The 353-nt window shown below is 35.1% G+C and carries 1 protein-coding gene; it reads left to right on the top strand.

Annotated elements, in window-relative coordinates; translation table 11 throughout:
• Positions 1-353 (top strand): DUF1836 domain-containing protein (locus H4O21_RS24755; protein ID WP_182812609.1); only part of this gene is annotated, 353 nt, incomplete at both ends.

Raw genomic sequence — 353 nt, 5'->3', positions numbered from 1 at the left:
CCATGATTGAGGAAAAAATTACCAAGACAATGATGCATAATTATTTTAAAGCAGGGATTATTGAGGCTCCAATCAAGAAGAGATATGCACGAAAACATTTGGCAGGAGCAATTGTGGTCGGTGTATTTAAAAATGTATTCTCACTATCAGAAATAGAGCAAGGATTGCGACTAATTCTTGCGGATACTTCACCTGCAGAAGGCTATGATAACTTTGTAAAAATATTTAATAACCAGAGTTCTCAAGAAACAATAAAAATGCCCCCTGTAGCCAATATTAGTTTAGAACCCACATCTACTATGCTTATACAGTATAGTGCGATTCAATCGGTTTTGTTTTGGTTTTTAGCAAGA

Origin of the sequence: Oceanospirillum sediminis, from assembly GCF_014164585.1 — a bacterium.
GTDB lineage: Bacteria > Pseudomonadota > Gammaproteobacteria > Pseudomonadales > Halomonadaceae > Oceanospirillum > Oceanospirillum sediminis.
Note: the sequence above shows the minus strand (reverse complement) of the source record. Positions and strands in the feature narration are given on the sequence as shown.